This window comes from Ruegeria sp. AWH4_226 (assembly GCF_056159225.1).
Map to the genome: position 1 here is coordinate 1,092,097 of NZ_JBSWUU010000001.1, position 16,278 is coordinate 1,108,374.

At 56.5% G+C, this 16,278-nt stretch carries 14 protein-coding genes and 1 tRNA gene; 5 read left to right on the top strand and 10 right to left on the bottom strand.

Annotated elements, in window-relative coordinates; genetic code table 11:
• Window positions 1-666, bottom strand: coding sequence for an alpha/beta hydrolase (locus ACXAET_RS05280; RefSeq protein WP_475182162.1), 666 nt, complete (start codon window positions 664-666; stop codon window positions 1-3).
• On the bottom strand, window positions 663-1,295 hold the full coding sequence (locus ACXAET_RS05285; protein WP_475182163.1) for a DNA-3-methyladenine glycosylase family protein: 633 nt from the start codon (window positions 1,293-1,295) through the stop codon (window positions 663-665). The genes ACXAET_RS05280 and ACXAET_RS05285 overlap by 4 nt, the downstream gene beginning before the upstream one ends.
• 98 nt (window positions 1,296-1,393) lie before the next feature.
• Here ACXAET_RS05285 and ACXAET_RS05290 point away from each other — a divergent pair, with 98 nt between their 5' ends.
• Complete coding sequence (locus ACXAET_RS05290) at window positions 1,394-2,620, top strand: MFS transporter (RefSeq protein WP_475182168.1); 1,227 nt, start codon at window positions 1,394-1,396, stop codon at window positions 2,618-2,620.
• 3 nt (window positions 2,621-2,623) lie between these two features.
• Here the strand turns inward: ACXAET_RS05290 and ACXAET_RS05295 are convergent, their stop codons facing one another.
• From ACXAET_RS05295 to cysS, 3 genes are read right to left on the bottom strand one after another with little or no spacing between them, the layout of a single operon-like run.
• Window positions 2,624-3,406 (bottom strand): squalene/phytoene synthase family protein, encoded by a 783-nt coding sequence (locus tag ACXAET_RS05295; RefSeq protein ID WP_475182172.1) that lies wholly within the window; start codon window positions 3,404-3,406, stop codon window positions 2,624-2,626.
• Window positions 3,403-5,037 (bottom strand): citramalate synthase, encoded by a 1,635-nt coding sequence (gene cimA, locus ACXAET_RS05300; RefSeq protein WP_475182177.1) that lies wholly within the window; start codon window positions 5,035-5,037, stop codon window positions 3,403-3,405. Before cimA ends, ACXAET_RS05295 begins: the two co-directional genes overlap by 4 nt.
• A complete protein-coding gene (cysS, locus tag ACXAET_RS05305) occupies window positions 5,037-6,431 on the bottom strand; it encodes a cysteine--tRNA ligase (protein WP_475182180.1) in 1,395 nt (464 codons plus the stop codon). The genes cimA and cysS overlap by 1 nt, the downstream gene beginning before the upstream one ends.
• Window positions 6,432-6,659: 228 nt before the next feature.
• On the opposite strand from cysS, the gene ACXAET_RS05310 reads away from it, so the two are divergent.
• Window positions 6,660-7,004, top strand: coding sequence for an MmcQ/YjbR family DNA-binding protein (locus tag ACXAET_RS05310; RefSeq protein ID WP_475182183.1), 345 nt, complete (start codon window positions 6,660-6,662; stop codon window positions 7,002-7,004).
• A 287-nt stretch (window positions 7,005-7,291) separates the two neighbouring features.
• Complete coding sequence (locus tag ACXAET_RS05315; protein ID WP_475182185.1) at window positions 7,292-7,660, top strand: aminotransferase class I/II-fold pyridoxal phosphate-dependent enzyme; 369 nt, start codon at window positions 7,292-7,294, stop codon at window positions 7,658-7,660.
• Between the two features lie 5 nt (window positions 7,661-7,665).
• Here ACXAET_RS05315 and ACXAET_RS05320 read toward each other — a convergent pair whose 3' ends face one another.
• Window positions 7,666-8,184, bottom strand: coding sequence for an outer membrane protein (locus tag ACXAET_RS05320; protein WP_475182188.1), 519 nt, complete (start codon window positions 8,182-8,184; stop codon window positions 7,666-7,668).
• Window positions 8,185-8,599: 415 nt separating this feature from the next.
• Here ACXAET_RS05320 and ACXAET_RS05325 point away from each other — a divergent pair, with 415 nt between their 5' ends.
• Window positions 8,600-10,144: a trimethylamine methyltransferase family protein gene (locus ACXAET_RS05325; RefSeq protein WP_475182189.1), complete on the top strand. Its 1,545-nt coding sequence runs from the start codon at window positions 8,600-8,602 to the stop codon at window positions 10,142-10,144.
• Window positions 10,145-10,551: 407 nt separating this feature from the next.
• Here the strand turns inward: ACXAET_RS05325 and ACXAET_RS05330 are convergent, their stop codons facing one another.
• Window positions 10,552-14,172 carry a vitamin B12-dependent ribonucleotide reductase gene (locus tag ACXAET_RS05330; RefSeq protein ID WP_475182190.1) on the bottom strand — a complete coding sequence of 1,207 codons (3,621 nt, stop codon included), beginning with the start codon at window positions 14,170-14,172 and terminating at the stop codon, window positions 10,552-10,554.
• Window positions 14,173-14,705: 533 nt separating this feature from the next.
• Here ACXAET_RS05330 and ACXAET_RS05335 point away from each other — a divergent pair.
• Window positions 14,706-15,140: a hypothetical protein gene (locus ACXAET_RS05335; RefSeq protein WP_475182192.1), complete on the top strand. Its 435-nt coding sequence runs from the start codon at window positions 14,706-14,708 to the stop codon at window positions 15,138-15,140.
• A 9-nt stretch (window positions 15,141-15,149) separates the two neighbouring features.
• Here the strand turns inward: ACXAET_RS05335 and ACXAET_RS05340 are convergent.
• The 3 genes from ACXAET_RS05340 to ACXAET_RS05350 all read right to left on the bottom strand — a co-directional run bounded on the left by ACXAET_RS05340 (window position 15,150) and on the right by ACXAET_RS05350 (window position 16,250).
• A tRNA-Pro gene (locus ACXAET_RS05340) sits at window positions 15,150-15,226 on the bottom strand.
• Window positions 15,227-15,269: 43 nt separating this feature from the next.
• Entirely contained in the window at window positions 15,270-15,737 is a 468-nt protein-coding gene (locus tag ACXAET_RS05345) for a DUF192 domain-containing protein (RefSeq protein WP_475182194.1), read from the bottom strand.
• A gap of 6 nt (window positions 15,738-15,743) precedes the next feature.
• Window positions 15,744-16,250: a cold-shock protein gene (locus tag ACXAET_RS05350; RefSeq protein ID WP_263618898.1), complete on the bottom strand. Its 507-nt coding sequence runs from the start codon at window positions 16,248-16,250 to the stop codon at window positions 15,744-15,746.
• Window positions 16,251-16,278: the final 28 nt, after the last annotated feature.

Below are 16,278 nucleotides of genomic sequence, written 5' to 3' on the forward strand. Positions count from 1 at the left end.
CTACAGACTCAACTTGTCGCGCATGAAGGCCAACGCAACACTCAGGCCGTCCGGTGCAATTCCGTGGCCGGTTCCCTTCATGATGTGGGCGTAAACCTCTTTAAACCCTGCAGCCTGCAGCGCTTCGGCGGCTTCGGGCAATGATTGCGGCGGCACCAAATCATCCGCGTCACCGTGCACCAACAGGATGGGCATTCGACTGACAACTTCGTCAGCAAGCAGGTCGGGTTCCAGCAATCGACCAGAAAAGGCAACGATTCCCGCGACCGGGTCTTCGCGACGTGGGGCAACATGCAGGCTCATCATCGTGCCCTGCGAGAAACCGAACAGAACGACCTGCTCAGGCAAAACGTCTTCATCCACCATCAACGCATCAAGAAAGGCGTTGAAATCCTGAATGGCCATTTCCATGCCGCGCTGCGCTTCTTCTTCCGACGACCCGTCGATCCATGGAATTGGAAACCACTGAAACCCGTTAGGCATTCCAGTAATCTGTTCGGGCGCATCTGGGGCGACGAACAGCGTGTCGGGTAAATGTTCACCCAGCGGATCAGCCAAGCCCAGCAAGTCGGCCCCATTGGCACCATACCCGTGTACGAACACCACGACCGAGCGTGTGTCGCCCGAAACCGGCTCTTTTCGGAGCGCATTCAAAACCCGTGTCATCTGATCCCTTCTCGTTCCTTGGCCACCCGGTAATAGGCCCACAACACACGCGCCGCAACCGACCGCCAGGGCGACCAGGCCTCGGCCATCTTGCGCAGCTCTTTGTCCGCAGGACGCGTGGGCAAATCGTAGAGGACTCGCGCCGCCTCTTGCAGTGCCAGATCGCCCGGAGCAATGACATCGGCACGGCCCAGCGAAAACATCGCGTAGATCTCAGCCGTCCAAACCCCGATGCCGGGCACTTCGGTCAGCGTGGCGATTACATCTGCATTAGAAGAGGTGCGTAACGCTTTGTAATCGATGCGCGCTTCGGCCAGTGCACGCGCATATCGTATCTTTTGACGGCTTAGCCCGACTGCCCGCAAATCTTCATCTGTTGCCCGCATAATCTTGCGCGGCCCCGTAAGACTTGCGTCTTTCAAACGCTTCCAAATGGCATTGGCCGACGCAACGCTGACTTGTTGACTCACAATCGCGCTCAAAAGCTGCGCAAACCCGTCGGGGCGTCGGCGCAAAGGCAGTGGCCCGGTCTGGTCCATTGCCCAAGCCATGCGCGGACAGCTATCTGCCAGCCACGTGGCCCCTTCTGAAACGCATTCAGGTGTCTCGATAATACGTCCTACGGACATCGGCGCTCCGGGCTGTTTGCAGTGCGCTCACGTTAGGTTGCTTTGTCGCAGATGCAACCCGCTTGTATGACTGGCGTTTGAAAGATACGGATGAGCCTATGACGATGACGACGACGACCCCCGACAACAGCCAGGCCAAGCGCAATGTCGCCGTATTGGTGGCGGCACAAGCTGTGCTTGGCGCACAGATGCCGATGATTTTTATCGTTGGTGGATTGGCGGGACAGTCGCTGGCGTCCAACCCCTGTTTAGCCACGCTGCCCATTTCGCTGATCGTTTTGGGTTCAATGCTGGCGGCGACACCCGTTTCAGCCATCATGCAACGTTGGGGGCGGCGCGTTGGTTTCCTCGTGGGTGCCACGGCCGGAGCCCTCGGTGGCGTGGTTGGTGCTTATGGTCTTTACCTCGGGTCCTTCCCGATTTTTCTATTGGGCAGCGCGCTGACCGGCATTTATATGAGCGCGCACGGGTTTTATCGTTTCGCCGCTGCGGATACAGCCTCGGATGACTACCAGCCCAAAGCCATTTCCTACGTCATGGCGGGCGGTCTGGCAGCCGCCATTATTGGGCCACAGATCGTAAAGCTGACCGCGGAAGCCTATGTCATTCCATTTCTCGGCACGTATCTGGCCGTTATTGCGGTGAATGTTCTTGGCTCGGCCCTGTTCCTTTTCCTCGATATTCCAAAGCCCGAGAAACCCAAAGAAGACGCGCCCAAAGGTCGTTCCCGGCTTGAGATGTTAAAGACCCCCAGAATCGCCGTGGCAATCATCTGCGGCATGGTCTCGTACGCGCTGATGAACCTAGTGATGACCTCCACACCGCTGGCGGTTGTGGGGTGTGGGTTCAGCTCCGATGATGCTGCGGACGTGGTCACGAGCCATGTTCTTGCAATGTATGTACCCAGCTTTTTCACCGGCCAATTGATCGCGCGATTTGGTGTAGAGAAAATCGTGGCCCTTGGTCTTGCGATTTTGGGGGCGGCTGGCGTTGTTGCCCTGCAAGGTGTTGAGCTGGGTAATTTTTTCGTCGCCCTGATCCTTTTGGGGATCGGTTGGAACTTTGGCTTTATTGGTGCCACAACCATGCTGGCCTCTTCACATGAACCGAGCGAGCGCGGCCGGATGCAGGGTCTTAACGATCTGCTGGTGTTCGGAGGCGTTACGGTCGCATCACTGGCCTCGGGCGGGTTGATGAACTGTTCCGGCGGGTCGGCTGTCGAAGGATGGACCGCAGTCAACCTCGCCATGATCCCCTTGCTGACATTGGCGGGTGGTGCGTTGTTGTGGCTGGTCCTGAAACCGTCCGAGCCGGAAACGGTCTGACGGTTACAAGCGACCGCTTGCAACCGTCCACATCAGGGACAGCCTGCGCCGGATCTCACCCTGTGCAAGATCACCAGCCGCAACACGGTCTGGTCGCGTAACAGCCCGCCGCAGCACCCATTCAGCCTGCCAGCCGGTATAAAGCGCGGGTCGGGCCTGTGCCGAAATGAGCGAAGCGTTGGACCGACCTTTGCGAAGCCTACTGAGCGCCTTTTGCGCAAGCGCGCGCACACCATCAGGCGTGCCGTCCAACAATGGAATCCGGCTGCGCGCCTCAAGATCAGGAATGGCGCGAAGCCAATTCGCCACGCCAACTCCATAGCCGATATCACGCAACGCGGTCTCATCCGCTGGACCCAGAACATGGGCCGCTGCAACCATCAAAGACCCGGAACTGTGGTCGATATAAGAGTCAAAATGGGCCTCATCCTCAAACGGATCACGATAGATATCCCAACGTCTTACGGCCACATATTCATCAAGCATTCCCGCCATATCCGGCGATAGAACCTGAGACAGAGGCGTTACGACTTCATGCCGGCGTACGGGCTTGCCATCAGCGATCTCTTGCAGCGCGTCGCGCCACCATTGCAGGCGCATCTCGGCAATCATCGCCTCTTGCGTGACCCAGGGTGCGCGCGCAACCTCGGCGTTCAGGGCATAAAGCGGGAACAACATTGGTCGCACAGCAACAGGCGCTGCCATAACCGCCATGAAGCGATCTGGGTCGGCGCGATGCACCAGCGCAGCGCAGGCCTTGACGTCATCGTCGAAACCAACGGTCACTCTGCCACTACCGCTTGCGGCCCTGCGTCACGCACCAGTTTCCACTGGATTGCGTCCAACAATGCCTCGAACGAGGCGTCAACGATATTCGCGCTGACGCCCACAGTTGACCACCGCCGCCCCTGCCCGTCTTCGCTGTCAATGATCACGCGGGTCACGGCCTCTGTCCCGCCCTGTGTGATGCGCACCTTGAAATCAACCAGCCTCATATCTGCCAGAACCTGAGAATACTGCCCCAGATCCTTTGCCAAAGCCTTGGCCAACGCGTTAACCGGCCCCCGGTCGCTGCCGTCCTCATCCAAAGACTCGCTGACCGACAGTTTCTTTTCCCCGTCCACCTTCACAACAACCACTGCCTCAGACAGGCTGACCATCTTGTTGTACTTGTTCTTTCGCCGCTCAACCGTGACTTTGTAGCGCTTAACCTCGAAGAACTCGGGCAGTTGCCCCAACTCCTCCCGTGCCAGCAGTTCAAAACTGGCCTGAGCGGTGTCGTAGGAATAACCATCAGCCTCACGGCGTTTTATCCGATCCAGGATGCGGCCAAGGGCCGGATCATCTTTGTCAACGGACAGCCCCGCTTCGGTCAGCCGTTTACGCAGGTTCGACTGCCCCGCCTGGTTCGACATCGGTATGATCCGCGCATTCCCAACCGAGGCCGGATCTACATGTTCATAGGTCGACGGGTCCTTGAGAATCGCGCTGACATGCAGCCCTGCTTTATGCGCAAAGGCCGACGCCCCGACATAAGCCGCTTGCTTGCTGGGCACCCGGTTCAGGATGTCGTCAAGCATTCGGCTGACACGGGTCAAACCGGCCAAGGCATCGACGCTGACGCCGATGTCAAAGTTTGATGCATACGGTTCCTTCAGCAACAAGGTCGGGATCAGAGCAGTCAGGTTCGCATTTCCGCAACGCTCACCCAGTCCGTTCAAAGTCCCCTGAATTTGTCGCGCACCGGCATCGACAGCGGCCAGAGAACAGGCCACCGCGTTCTCGGTATCGTTGTGCGTGTGAATCCCGAGGCGGTCGCCCGGCAACCCCGCTGCGATTACCTCGGTCACGATGCGCGAGACCTCGGCTGGTAGCGCACCACCGTTTGTGTCGCACAGCACGACCCAACGGGCACCAGATTCCAAAGCGGCCCGGCACACATCGACAGCATAGGTTGGATTGTCTTTGTAACCGTCAAAGAAGTGTTCGGCATCAAACAGGGCCTCACGCCCCTGCGCCACGACATGCGCGATCGATGCTCGAACGTTTTCAACATTCTCCTCCAGTGAAATTCCCAACGCATGAGTCACGTGGTAATCATGCGATTTTCCCACCAGACAGACCGCTTGCGTGCCTGCGTTCATTACTGCGGCCAACACATCGTCATTTTCTGCCGACCGCCCCGCGCGTTTGGTCATCCCGAAGGCGGTCAACCGCGCCGATATCTTCGGAGTGCTTTCAAAAAACGCGCTGTCCGTTGGGTTTGCGCCGGGCCACCCGCCTTCGATGTAATCAAGCCCCAGCGCATCAAGAGCCTGCGCGATCTGCACTTTTTCGGCGGTCGAAAATTGCACCCCTTGCGTCTGCTGCCCGTCCCGCAGGGTCGTATCGTAGAGGTATAAACGTTCCTTTGACATTACACCTCCTCCAGCTTGGCCGCGTCGAAACCAGCGCCCGGAACCAACTCGACCTTTTCCTTGCTCATGCGAACTTCGAGTCCGGCGGCGATATAGGCAGCCTTCAGGCGATCCACTTCCGAGAAATCCTTGCTTTGCATCGCAGCAGTCCGCGCATCCGCAAGCCGATCTTCAAAAGCAGCCAGATCCAACGAACCTGTGTCCGCCCACGCCCCCATTTCCGGTGATAACAGCCCCAGCAACTGCGCACTTGCCAACAGGCCCGCTGCATCCCCATCTGCAGCCAGGCGGTAGAGGTCAGCCAAAGCACCCGCTGTATTCAGGTCATCACTCAGCGCAGCGACAACTGCGGGTGCCGCGCTGGCGGCGGGCTCGATGCCGGCGGTCAGCGCACGCCATTTGCGCAGCGTGGCTTCAGCCTCATGCGCCTTCTTCTCCGTCCAGTCCATCGGCTTGCGATAGTGGGTCTGAAGGAAGACAAAGCGGATCACTTCCCCTGGAACGCCTTGTTCCAGCAGATCATGCACAGTAAAGAAATTACCCAGTGATTTCGACATCTTCTTGCCTTCCACCTGCAACATCTCATTGTGCAGCCAGTACCGGGCAAACTCACCTTCGGGATGCGCGCAGCAGCTTTGTGCAATCTCATTTTCGTGGTGTGGGAACATCAGATCATTGCCGCCCCCGTGAATGTCAAAACTGTCCCCCAACAACTCATAACTCATGGCCGAGCACTCTATGTGCCATCCCGGACGCCCACGTCCCCATGGGCTGTCCCAACCCGGCAACTCGTCGGTGGATGGCTTCCACAAAACAAAATCCATGGGGTTCTTTTTGTAAGGCGCAACTTCAACCCGCGCGCCCGCGATCATGTCATCAACGGACCGGCCGGACAGTGACCCGTAGTGCGCTTTCCAGCTGTCGACAGCAAAAAGAACGTGCCCCTCGGCCGCGTAGGCGTGGCCTTTGTCGATCAGGTCCTGAATCATCGCGATCATCTGACCAATATACTCAGTCGCGCGCGGCATGTAGTTGGGCTCCAACGCACCCAACGCTCCCATGTCGTGAAGATACCAGCCGATTGTCTCGTCCGACCGTTGCTGCACCAACTGTTCCAACGTTCCTTCTGCCCCGGCCTTTTGACGGGCCAGCGCCGTTGCGTTGATCTTGTCATCAACGTCAGTGAAGTTGCGTACGTAAGTCACGTGGTCGGCGCCATAGGTATGCCGTAATAACCGATACAGCACATCAAACACTACGACAGGGCGCGCGTTACCCAGATGAGCACGGTCGTAGACTGTCGGACCACAGACATACATCCGCACATCTTCCGCATTAATCGGCACGAAATCTTCCTTCGTCCGGGTCCGGGTGTTGTGCAGTTTGATTGTCATCGGTCAGCTCCTAAAGACAGCGTAGCTACTCGCGTTGGCGCGGGCTTAGCAACTTGTCTCAGGGATGAAAACGAAAGAAACCGGCCCGCTTGATTAATCAGCAGGTAATGCAGCAGGTAATGCAGCAGGTAATGATGCAAGTCGTCGGTTTCATAATTCTGCACTAGCACGCAGATGGCCAGACGCCAAGCCTTGAGTTTCGCTTTCTTCCGCTGCATTTTTTACATTATGAACCGAGACAGAGTGAATGCCATTTGCCGGACCTTTCCGGGCGCGGAACAGTCGGACCCATGGGGCGGCGGTCATGACGCCTGGAAAATCGGCGGTAAAATGTTTGCCTGTATCGGAACGGCAAATGACGGCGTTTCTGTTAAAACGCCTGACATCGAAACTGCCCAGATGCTAATCGATGCGGGGGTTGGTGTGAAAGCGCCCTATTTCCATCGAAGCTGGATTCGCCTACCTTTCGATTGCGATAAGGACGAATTGCAGCATCGACTAGCCTCCTCATACGACATTGTCCGTGCCTCACTCACCAAAAAGGTCCAGGCAACTCTCCCGCCGCGAAGCTGATTGAAAAACTATCGCTGCTCTTGCTCTTTCCCTGAAAAAGACGGAACGGGAACGGGTCACGAATTTGTCGCGCCCCTCACGCAGCTTACCGAGGACGGCGGTCACGGATGTGTATTCTACCGCGTGCGCCGGATGATTAACGCAGGTTGTGCCGTGACCGAACTGTCCGAAGATGAGCATGATAACCGCACGGTCACTGGCGAGGACCGGCGTACCGACTACCCGCGACAACGTGTTGATCACCTCCGGCGGTCCAGCGAGCTTCTTCGCCTCGCAGCTTGCCGTTTGTGATCCGGACGATATGTGGCTGTATCTCGACCCGTTTTGTTGCAACTTACCCCGGCACAACCCGCGGCGAGGGTGCGGTCGCGCGGGCAATCCAAACCACCGCTGAGGACGCATTCCAGCCGCGCGTAAACCTTATCGAGCCTGCCGCTGACGGCGCTGTATCGCTGTTGATCAACACACCGAACAACCGCTCCGGAGCTGTTTACCGACCCGAGACCCATGAAGGTATAGCAAAACTGTGCCGAAACATCGGCTTATGGCTGATTTCTGATGGGGTTTATAACACTCAGGTGGGGTTGATCAGCGCGCTCTCGACACTCTGCACGTTTGCTGCAGATCTTGCTAATAAGTGGTCTGCGGCACGCTAAAGGCCTCAGAACCGGAACGAAGTGCGCAGGTTGAACACGTTTGTATCCAAAGTACCGTTCGACCGCGTGACATCGTCGAACTCTTGCCTCAATGCCTCGCCACTGATGATAAGACGGTCGCCGATGGGATATGCCACACCAATTCCGTACACGGCGGCGGTATCATTATCAGCTGATGCGTCCGCGCGGGCTGCGCCGACCACAACATAACCCATAGCTGCGCCAAAATCGTAACCACCACGCAGCTTCACACTGGCAATACCGTCAAGTGTCCCCTCTCCATCACCCAAGCTGAGTGAAAGGTGGTTGTACTCAAGCTCACCACCCAAGACGAAATTCCCAAAGTCCCGGTCATATCCGATATGAGCACCGAGGCCAAAGTCATCTCCGCCCGCTCCATCCGGACCATCCGCATCAGCATATCCGAAACTGAACCCGGCATAGGCACCAGTCCAATCCTCGGCCAAAACCGGAGTCGCCAGCAACGCCGCCAAAGATAGACTGAGTGCCAACAGGCGTTTCATTCACCTCTCCCAAAAAACCAAGCGTCTCAGCTTTGGTCTTTAAAACAGTAATAACTCAATAACTTGGTTCGTGTTGGTTAATTTTCAATTAAGCGCAAAACACACTCTCGAATAAGTGAAACAAGTATAACAGATTTACGTCCGCACGGAAAAAAACTTGTGCAGACAAATGAACAGTGTGACATCCGCATGTTTACTTCGTTTTTGGCGCTCCACGTCGCAAACAGAACAGATTGCAACCCTGCATGGCTGAATACTTTTCCTAATAGGTGAGGACCAGCATGCAGAACGACGTGTGGAAGATTAGACTGGTCAGCCGCACGATCGGTGCGGACCGCGGGCGCGCTGCCCGAGGAAGGCCTTCAGGGCGTTGAAACACCCACCCTGAAACCTTCAATCACCCGGACACCATACCATGAACGATCAATCCCGAACCTCATCCCGCACTGGTGGTCGCGCGGCGCGCCGTGCTGCCCGTGCTACCGCGTTGCCCGAGCATTTGCGCCCAATCCGCCCCGGCATGGAAGGTGGTGTGCTAAATGTTCTGACCCAAGCTCAGATCGAACGCATCCACGAAACAGCCCTGACCGCCTTGGAAACCATCGGTTTGGCAGATGCCCCGCAAAGCGGTATCGACTATCTGGTTGGGGCTGGCTGCACACTGGGCGACGATGGTCGCATCCGGTTTCCGCGCGCTTTGGTTGAAGATACGCTCGCAAAGGCCAACCGCTCGGTCACGCTCTACAGTCGAGACGGTAAAACCGATCTAGAGTTGTCGGGCACGAAGGTCCATTACGGGACGGCCGGTGCCGCGGTCAGTATGGTCGATGTGTATGGTCAGGAATATCGCGACTCGACCGTACAAGACCTGCACGACGCCGCGCGTATCTGTGAGCAGCTCGAAAACATTCATTTTGTTCAACGTCCAATGGTCTGCCGCGATATTGCTGACAATCTGGAAATGGACCTGAACACAATTTACGCAGCCTGTTCAGGCACGTATAAACACATTGGAACCTCGTTTACCGAACCCAGCCATGTTGCCCCGGCGCTGGACCTGATCCACATGATCGCAGGCGGCGAAGATCAGTATCGCGAACGACCTTTCGTGTCGAATTCGAACTGTTTCGTTGTCCCACCGATGAAATTCGCGACCGAAAGCTGCGAAGTGATGGAAGAATGCATCAAGGGCGGCATGCCGGTCCTGCTGCTCTCTGCCGGGATGGCTGGTGCTACTGCGCCCTCAACCATTGCCGGAGCAATTGCCCAAGCGACCGCCGAATGCCTTGCCGGACTGGTTTATGTCAACGCTGTAAGACCCGGTGCTCCGGCAATTTTTGGGACTTGGCCGTTTGGCCTCGACCTGCGGACCGGTGCAATGTCCATTGGATCGGGCGAACAAGCCCTGCTGACCGCAGGTTGTGCCCAGATGCACCGTTTCTACGATTTGCCGGGCGGGGCCGCTGCCGGTGCGTCGGATTCGAAACTGCCCGATATGCAAGCGGGATGGGAGCAGATGTGCTCGAACGTCATGGCAGGCCTTGCCGGTTTGAACATGGTATACGAAGCTGCGGGCATGCACGCGTCATTGCTTGGGTTTTGTCATGAAAGCCTGATCTTGAGTGACGATTTGATCGGTCAGGCGCAGCGCTGCGTGCGCGGGATCGAGGTTACTGACGAAACACTTGCATTGGATCAGATGGCACAGGTCTGTATGGGTGGGCCCGGTCACTATCTTGGTGTCGATGCAACACTCAGCCGAATGCAGGCGGACTACGTTTACCCCAACTTTGGCGACCGCACATCACCTAAAGAATGGGCTGAACTTGGCAAACCCGACCTGATTGAAAAGGCTGTCAAACGCAAACAAGAGATTTTGGCCGCGCCCTCGCCAGCCCGCTTTGACCCCTTGCTGGACGCTGAGATTCGCGAAAAATTTAACATCCATCTCAGCAAGTAACCTACTGGAATAATGGCGTTCGTTCTGGCTACCTTAGCTTCGGCAGCCAGCCATATGAGGCCATTCGTATCGCGGCGAGAGTCTACCTAGGAGCCCTATTGAACGGCGGCAAAAAAAGAAAGGGGGCCGAGGCCCCCTGTCAGTTTCGCCTTCCAGGCTCATTTCGTTGACCGCCCGGTATTTTTTTGCCTGCGGCCTGGACTGCGCATGGGACGAGCGCACCCGCCCCGTGAAAGAGTGGGAGGGAGCAAATATTCCGCCCCACCCTGTTCCCGGCCAACACGGGCATGTCGGCCGAGTGGAGAAAGGCAACCCCGGTAAGTCTTGGCGCCCTTCTCCGTGTTCGTCGGGACCGGAAATCCATTGGAAACCCAAGTCCCTACACCCCGCCTGACGGGGCGTTTGCCTTAGCTACACCCGCTGGTCGCCCCGCAGGTGTTGCATTTCATACAGGTGCCGTTGCGCACCAGCGTGTAGTTTCCGCATTCGCCGCAGGGGTCGCCTTCGTAGCCCTGCATCTTGGCCTTGGTGCGGGCGTCCATACTGGTCGCCACGGTCGTTTCCACGACGGACGCTTCAAATTGTACCGCAGGCTCCGCCATGCCGTTCACCTCGGTCTGACCGCTGTTGAACACGACCAAGTCTTGCGGAAGGCGCTTTCGCAGGTATCCGGTCGAACTAATTTGTTTCAACACTTCCAGAGACTTGGACGCTGCACTTTCACTGATTTCCGACACGTTCGCACGGCCCTCTTCCTCGCCCCGACCAAGATCGTCAAAGGTTGCGCCCTCTGGTTTCACGTGGGCCAGATCGGTGCGGTCCAGATAGGACACGGCCAGTTCGCGGAAGATATAATCAAGGATCGACGTCGCGTTCTTAATCGAGTCGTTGCCCTGCACCATCCCCGCCGGTTCGAATTTGGTGAAGGTGAAGGCGTCGACAAATTCTTCCAATGGCACGCCATATTGCAGGCCGACCGAGACCGCGATGGCGAAGTTGTTCATCATCGCCCGGAAGCCAGCGCCTTCCTTGTGCATATCGATGAAGATCTCGCCCAGCTTGCCGTCTTCGAACTCACCGGTCCGCAGATACACCTTGTGGCCGCCGACGATCGCCTTTTGCGTGTACCCTTTACGCCGATGCGGCAGTTTCTCACGATGGCTGCGGATCATCTCCTTGACCACAACCTTCTCGATCACTTTTTCGGCCAGAACGACGGCTTTTTCCTGCACCGATCCGCTTTCCAACACTTCCGCCGCTTCGTCGTCATCCTCAACCAGCGCCGCTGCCAGAGGCTGCGATAGCTTCGATCCATCGCGATAGAGCGCGTTTGCCTTCACACCCAGCGACCAGCTGAGCTCATAAGCCTTCTGGCAATCCTCGATGGTCGCGTCATTCGGCATGTTGATCGTCTTCGATATCGCGCCCGAGATAAAGCTTTGCGCCGCGGCCATCATGGTGATGTGGCTATCAACCCCAAGGAAACGCTTGCCTTTCTTGCCGCACGGGTTGGCACAGTCGAAGATTGCGTAATGCTCCTCTTTCAGATGCGGTGCGCCTTCCAGCGTCATCGTTCCGCAGACATGATCGTTCGCCGCGTCGATATCGGCTTTGGTAAAGCCCAAGTGGCGCAGCAGATCGAAAGTCGGGTCATTCAGCTTGGTTGCCGGAATACCCAGAACACCGGTGCAGAAGTCCTCGCCCAGGGTCCACTGGTTGAAGACGAACCGGATGTCGAAGGCGCTTTCCAGCGCGGCATCCACTTTGGCCAGCTCATTCGGGCCAAAGCCGTGGCCGGTCAGCGAGGTGTGATTGATCCCCGGCGCGTTGCCGATAGTACCGTGACCGACGGCATAGCCGACGATTTCTTCGATCTGAGACGAGGAATAGCCCAGCTTTTCCAGCGCCGAAGGCACCGAGCGGTTGATGATCTTGAAGTAACCGCCTCCCGCAAGCTTCTTAAACTTTACCAGAGCGAAGTCAGGCTCAATGCCAGTGGTGTCACAATCCATCACCAGACCGATGGTGCCGGTCGGCGCGATGACCGTGGCTTGCGCGTTGCGATAGCCGTTCTTTTCACCCAGGCTCAACGCCTCATCCCAAGCCGACATAGCCAGATCAACCAGCCGCTTATCAGGGCAGTTGTCATGATCCAAAGGCACGGGTTTCACGGCCAGCTTCTCATAACCCTCGGTTACGCCCTGCGCCGCGCGGCGATGGTTACGAACAACACGCAGCATGTGTTCGGCGTTGCGTTTGTACCCTTTGAACGCACCTAGTTCCCCGGCGATTTCAGCCGACGTCGCATAGGCCACACCGGTCATAATCGCGGTCAGCGCACCACAGATCGAACGCCCCTCATCGGAGTCATAGCTGTAGCCCATGTTCATCAACAGGCCGCCAATATTGGCATAGCCCAGACCCAACGTGCGGAAATCATACGACAGTTGCGCGATTTCCTTTGACGGAAACTGCGCCATAGTCACCGAGATTTCCAGCGTCAGCGTCCACAGACGCGAGGCGTGCATATAGTCCGCCGCCTGAAACTCACCATCCTTCAGGAAGGTCAACAGGTTCATTGACGCCAAGTTACAGGCCGTATCATCCAGGAACATGTACTCCGAACACGGGTTCGAGCCGCGAATTTCGCCATCCTCGGGGCATGTGTGCCATTCATTAACAGTGTCGTGGAACTGGATGCCCGGATCGGCACAGGCCCATGCCGCATGGCCGACCTTTTCCCACAGATCGCGCGCCTTAACAGTCTTGGCCACCTTACCGTCAGTGCGGTTGATCAGTTCCCAATCGGCGTCTTTCTCAACCGCTGTCAGGAACGCATTGGTCACGCGGATTGAGTTGTTCGAGTTCTGACCCGAGACCGAGCTATAGGCCTCCGAATCCCAGTCCGTGTCATAGGTCGGGAATTCGATACTGTCGTGGCCCTGCTTGGCGTAATCCAGTACGCGTTTAACGTATGTTTCTGGAATCGCGACCTTTTTGGCTTCGCGAATGGCCTTCTTCAAAGTGTCATTCTTTTGGGGGTCATACGCATCGTCCTGAGCACCATCCCACGCGCGGATGGCCTCGAAAATGCCGTTCAGCATCTTTTCGTGCATCTTCGATCCGGCAACGATCGAGGCCACCTTCTGTTCTTCGATCACCTTCCATTCGATGAATTGTTCGATGTCAGGGTGATCCGCATCGACGATTACCATCTTTGCTGCTCGACGGGTTGTTCCGCCTGATTTGATCGCGCCAGCGGCGCGGTCGCCGATCTTGAGGAAGCCCATAAGGCCCGATGACTTGCCGCCACCCGACAGCGCTTCGCCTTCTGCGCGCAGGTGGCTGAAATTGGTTCCGGTGCCCGAGCCGTATTTGAACAGGCGAGCTTCGCGCACCCACAAATCCATGATACCGCCTTCATTCACCAGATCATCACCGACAGACTGGATAAAGCAGGCATGCGGTTGCGGATGCTCATAGGCGGATTTCGACTTGGTGAGTTTGCCGGTTTTGTAATCGACATAATGGTGGCCCTGCGCCGGTCCGTCGATACCGTAGGCCCAGTGCAGACCCGTGTTGAACCACTGCGGGCTGTTCGGCGCGGCACGCTGGGTCGCCAACATGTAGCGCATCTCGTCAAAGTAAGCGCGCGCGTCCTCCTCGGTCGAGAAGTACCCACCTTTCCAGCCCCAATACGCCCAGGCGCCTGCCAGACGGTCAAACACCTGCTTCGAAGACGTCTCGCCGCCAAATTCAGCACCCTCGGCGGGGACAGAACGCCACAGAAATTCTGGAACGTCCTTTTCTTTCACCTTTTTCAACGCCGAAGGGACACCGGCCTTACGGAAGTATTTTTGCGCGATCACATCGCTTGCGACCTGACTCCACTCTGCCGGGACTTCGATATCATCCAGGTGAAAGACAATCGTTCCGTCCGGGTTACGGATTTCGGACGTCGCTGTGACGAAGTCCAGATTTGCGTATGCGTCCTGCCCCGACTTAGTGAATTTTCTGTCAATCTTCATGTCCGCCGCCCTAGATTCAATCAACTTTTTCGTTGGCATCAGGCACGCCTGCGGCACCCTTACGCCATGCCTGAACGGATTGGGCGCGACTATCCAAGCTCCGCCTCCGGCAGCGCAATACCGCCGACGCGGCCGCACGTTAATTTGATGTGCTTTCCGGTCCTCGCCCTGTGCTATTTCTGATTATCATACCAGATTTAGTAGCACCCCTTTCGGCCCATACAACTTGACGTATTCGGCCATAGATCGTCAACGGCCTTTTTCTGTGATTTTTGAAATCTTTTGTATTGACCCTAAAGTTCCGGCAGCCACGGTTTTTGGCCGACACCGATTCCTCCACAGGATCATCTGGGGTTCGCAGAAGCGTCTTGAGTTTTGACGCTGCCAGATTAGCTGTTTTTCTCTACACAGTTACGAGCACTTTATAAACTCACGATATGGTGGATAGCGCCAGAAAGAATCAGGGCCCTTCACCGACCGCACCAGGCAGGAGGCAGCATGATCGAGACAGTGAATCAAAAGGATGATGGGCGATGAAGGTACTAAGGTTGTTTCCAGTACTGACCCTGATCGTGGCTTGCACACAACAAATCGCCCCCGCTCCTACAAAAAGCGCACAGTTCGAAACGTATCCTGAACGTCTTTTCAAAACTTTCGAAACCGAATGCGACGGCCTTGCCGAACAGTTCGAAAAAATCGGGAATCGGGTCTTTGAATGCCAGGAACTGTTACCGCCCGAGACCACAGCGTTTCTGATTCTCAACTACGACGGTTATCCGCAGGATCTGCCGAAAAGCGTGATGCGTATGACATCAACAAAAAACGCGTCAGGCTATCGTGTGGATGCAGAACTGTACTTTAATGTGCCGCAGAAAAATGGCCCTGCTGTAATAATCCCCGTGGAAAGCAAGGCTTTGGACACAGCTATTGGTGCACTATTTCAAAGAATGGGTGGAACACCAACGTAGTAAAAGAAGTGGTCGGGGCGGCAGGATTCGAACCTACGACCCCCTGTACCCAAAACAGGTGCGCTACCAGACTGCGCCACGCCCCGGACCGTGCGCCTTCCTAACGATGCCGTTCGGATTTGAAAAGCCCTAACAGGGCCAAATTGCAGGTCCTTGCGAAAATATTTTGTGCTGCATCTGCGTACCCGGTGTAATCAGGTACTGCTCGGCAAGCCCGGCGTTGATTTCCAGAACCGCAAACACCGAATCGCCACCCTCGATCGGCGTTAGGTCGCCCGGAATCGCGTTGTGGTGCACATGAACAACTGTGCCGTTGCGACTCAGGAAAATGATATCCAGTGGAATCAGAGTATTTTTCATCCAGAATACGACTGGTTGCGGCGGGTCGAACACGAACAACATACCAGCCCGCTGCGGCAGCGACTCGCGGAACATCAAGCCACGCGCCCTCTCCTGCGGGCTTACTGCCAGTTCCACGTTGAAGGTAATCTGAGCCTTATCGTTTCGCAGGCTGACGCGGTCATCAACACATGCAGCAAGAACCTCACCGGTCCATAGCATCAGGATACTAGCAAGAACCGTGAAAAGTCTGGCCATCAGGGTTTATTCATCCAACGCCGCTTCCCAGGCCAGTACCTGAGCAGCCATACGTCCGCGTTTGCCACTGATAACGCGCATAGCAAGCGCCTCACCAGGTTGCAGATCAGCCAAACCGGACCGGCGTAGAACTTCGATATGCAGAAACACATCCTCGCCGCGGCCAAAAACATTGGCAAAACCAAAACCTTTGCCCTTGTCGAACCATTTTACCCGTGCAGCCTCTAACGGCGCTTCGGCGATCACGACCGGATCAAGCTCAGCAAAGTCCGCTAGCATCATTGAGTCGGTCCGCGCTGGCGGATCAACGCTGATAACCTCTACGGCCTGAACACCACGATCCGTGCGATGCGTCATAATCTCGATCCCGGCACCATCCGCGACCGAACTTTGACCGAAGTTACGCAATACGTTTACGTGCAACAGGATATCCGGGCCACCTTCGTCCGACACAACAAACCCGTATCCCTTTGCGGGATCAAACCATTTTACGTGTCCACGAACGCGGTACATATTGTTCAGGTCTTCTGGCACGGTATTC

Excerpts from the sequence above, each read along its gene's own strand:
- ACXAET_RS05290 (WP_475182168.1), top strand. The coding sequence starts at position 1,394 with ATGACGATGACGACGACGACCCCCGACAACAGCCAGGCCAAGCGCAAT.
- cimA (WP_475182177.1), bottom strand. The coding sequence starts at position 5,037 with ATGTCAAAGGAACGTTTATACCTCTACGATACGACCCTGCGGGACGGG.
- cysS (WP_475182180.1), bottom strand. The coding sequence starts at position 6,431 with ATGACAATCAAACTGCACAACACCCGGACCCGGACGAAGGAAGATTTC.
- ACXAET_RS05310 (WP_475182183.1), top strand. The coding sequence starts at position 6,660 with ATGAACCGAGACAGAGTGAATGCCATTTGCCGGACCTTTCCGGGCGCG.
- ACXAET_RS05285 (WP_475182163.1), bottom strand. The coding sequence starts at position 1,295 with ATGTCCGTAGGACGTATTATCGAGACACCTGAATGCGTTTCAGAAGGG.
- ACXAET_RS05345 (WP_475182194.1), bottom strand. The coding sequence starts at position 15,737 with ATGGCCAGACTTTTCACGGTTCTTGCTAGTATCCTGATGCTATGGACC.
- ACXAET_RS05350 (WP_263618898.1), bottom strand. The coding sequence starts at position 16,250 with ATGTACCGCGTTCGTGGACACGTAAAATGGTTTGATCCCGCAAAGGGA.
- ACXAET_RS05280 (WP_475182162.1), bottom strand. The coding sequence starts at position 666 with ATGACACGGGTTTTGAATGCGCTCCGAAAAGAGCCGGTTTCGGGCGAC.
- ACXAET_RS05325 (WP_475182189.1), top strand. The coding sequence starts at position 8,600 with ATGAACGATCAATCCCGAACCTCATCCCGCACTGGTGGTCGCGCGGCG.
- ACXAET_RS05320 (WP_475182188.1), bottom strand. The coding sequence starts at position 8,184 with ATGAAACGCCTGTTGGCACTCAGTCTATCTTTGGCGGCGTTGCTGGCG.
- ACXAET_RS05330 (WP_475182190.1), bottom strand. The coding sequence starts at position 14,172 with ATGAAGATTGACAGAAAATTCACTAAGTCGGGGCAGGACGCATACGCA.
- ACXAET_RS05335 (WP_475182192.1), top strand. The coding sequence starts at position 14,706 with ATGAAGGTACTAAGGTTGTTTCCAGTACTGACCCTGATCGTGGCTTGC.